We start from the raw sequence: 1,916 nt of genomic DNA, 5'->3' as shown, positions 1-1,916 counted from the left end.
CCGAAGGCTTGCGATCTTTTGCTTTTGATTCATTTCACGGCGCCAAATGAAAGGCCGCGCACCAATTGTTTCTGGCTGATCCAGCCGAAGATCAGGATCGGCGCACAGGCCAGGGTCGAGACGGCTGACAACTTGGCCCAGAACAGACCTTCGGGGCTTGAGTACGAGGCGATCAACGCGGTCAGTGGCGCGGCTTTCGACGACGTCAGGTTCAGCGACCAGAACGCCTCGTTCCAGCACAGGATCAGCGACAGCAGCACGGTCGAGGCCAGGCCGCCCTTGGCGATCGGCAGCAGCACGCGGAGCATTTCCTGGGCGAGGGTGGCGCCGTCGAGGCGGGCGGCTTCGAGGATGTCCTTGGGAATGTCCTTGAAGTAGGTGTAAACCATCCAGACCACGATCGGCAGGTTGATCAGCGTGTAGATCACGATCAGCGCGATACGCGTATCGAGCAGGCCGAAACTCTTGGCCAGCAGGTAGATCGGCATCAGCACACCTACCGGCGGCAGCATCTTGGTCGAGAGCATCCACAGCAGCGTGCCCTTGGTGCGCTGGGTTTCGTAGAACGCCATCGAGTAGGCGGCGGGCACCGCGATCAGCAGGCACAGCGCCGTGGCACTGAACGAGATCACCACCGAGTTCCAGGCAAAACTGAAGTAGTCGCTGCGCTCGTTGATGTGCAGGTAGTTCTCCAGCGTCGGCGTGAAGATGAACTGCGGCGGCGTGGCGAACGCGTCGATTTCGGTTTTGAAACTGGTCAGCACCATCCAGAAGATCGGGAAGAAAATCACGATCGCGATGGCCCAGGCCAGGGTGCCGAGCAGCAGGCTTTGCAGCCGGCGGGATTGTTGAAGGGTCATGGCAGGCCTCAAGCTTTGTCAGTCAGGTTTTTGCCGATCATTCGCACCAGAATGATCGCGGCGATGTTGGCGATGACCACGGCAATCAAGCCGCCCGCCGAGGCCATGCCGACGTCGAACTGCACCAGCGCCTGGTTGTAGATCAGGTAGGCGAGGTTGGTCGAGGCGTAGCCGGGGCCGCCGTTGGTGGTGGTGAAAATCTCGGCGAACACCGACAGCAGGAAGATCGTTTCGATCATCACCACCACGGCAATCGGCCGCGCCAGGTGCGGCAGGGTCAGGTGCCAGAAGATCGCGACGGGGCCGGCGCCATCCAGACGCGCGGCCTCCTTCTGTTCCTGGTCGAGGGACTGCATGGCCGTCATCAGGATCAGGATCGCGAAGGGCAGCCATTGCCACGAAACAATGATGATGATCGACAGCAGCGGATAGTGCGCCAGCCAGTCCACCGGCTCGGCGCCGAACAGCCGCCAGACGTAGGCGAGAATCCCCGAGACTGGATGGAAAATCAGGTTCTTCCAGATCAGCGCGCCGACCGTGGGCATGATGAAGAACGGCGAGATCAGCATCACCCGCACGATGCCGCGACCGAGAAACTCGCTGGCCTCGAGCAACGCGCTGATCAACACACCGAACACCACGCTGATCAGCAGCACGCTGCCCACCAGCAACAGGGTGTTGGTGGCGCCGGGCAAGAAGCCTGAGTCGGTGAGGAAATAGCTGAAGTTCTCCAGCCCGACGAACTCATTCACCCCCGGATCGAGCAGGTTGTAGCGAATCATCGAGAAGTAAATAGTCATGCCCAGCGGCACGATCATCCACAGCAGCAACAGGGCCACCGAAGGGCTGACCAGAAACCAGCCGGGATTGCGTACGCGGACTTTGCGCTGGGGTTGCGCCAGGTCGAGGTGGGCTTTGGCAGTTGAAGTATTCATGGTGATCACAACCGAGTCATACAGACCTATGGAGATCCCATGTGGGAGCGAGCCTGCTCGCGAAAGCGCGGGATCAGTGCCATGTGTATTGGCTGGCACGACGCCTTCGCGAGCAGGCTCG

The 1,916-nt window shown here is 60.6% G+C and carries 2 protein-coding genes; both read right to left on the bottom strand.

Features of this window, described 5'->3' with window-relative positions; genetic code table 11:
* Nucleotides 1–29 precede the first annotated feature (29 nt).
* On the bottom strand, nt 30–860 hold the full coding sequence (locus HT737_RS02430) for a carbohydrate ABC transporter permease (protein WP_182401296.1): 831 nt from the start codon (nt 858–860) through the stop codon (nt 30–32).
* 8 nt (nt 861–868) lie between these two features.
* Nucleotides 869–1,795, bottom strand: a complete 927-nt coding sequence (locus HT737_RS02425) for a carbohydrate ABC transporter permease (RefSeq protein WP_047294620.1) — start codon at nt 1,793–1,795, stop codon at nt 869–871.
* Nucleotides 1,796–1,916 lie beyond the last annotated feature (121 nt).

This window comes from Pseudomonas sp. MD195_PC81_125, assembly GCF_014060985.1.
Lineage (GTDB): Bacteria > Pseudomonadota > Gammaproteobacteria > Pseudomonadales > Pseudomonadaceae > Aquipseudomonas > Aquipseudomonas parakoreensis.
Note: the sequence above shows the minus strand (reverse complement) of the source record. Positions and strands in the feature narration are given on the sequence as shown.